The organism is Staphylococcus croceilyticus (assembly GCF_002902575.1).
GTDB classification, from domain to species: domain Bacteria; phylum Bacillota; class Bacilli; order Staphylococcales; family Staphylococcaceae; genus Staphylococcus; species Staphylococcus croceilyticus.
The window spans coordinates 1-250 of sequence record NZ_PPRD01000101.1; the positions used below are offsets into that span (position 1 = coordinate 1).

The 250-nt window shown below is 37.6% G+C and carries 1 rRNA gene; it reads left to right on the forward strand.

The window, feature by feature from the left end:
- Window positions 1-86 (forward strand): 5S ribosomal RNA (gene rrf, locus CD128_RS10555); the annotation flags it as partial.
- Window positions 87-250 lie beyond the last annotated feature (164 nt).

The following is a 250-nucleotide window of genomic DNA, read 5'->3' on the forward strand; positions in this document are numbered from 1 at the left end:
TGTTCCCATGCCGAACACAGAAGTTAAGCTCCTTAGCGCCGATGGTAGTTGGACTGACGTTCCGCTAGAGTAGGACGTTGCCAGGCAACCACATTTGACCATTTGGTCTTTTTTTGTGGCGAATATTACAAGAATTTAAAAAAGCTGTTGACTTTCAATTCAATAGCGAGTATAATTAATTCTTGTGGTAAAGAAATGAACATTGAAAACTGAATGACAATATGTCAACGTTAATTCCAATAAATGTAAC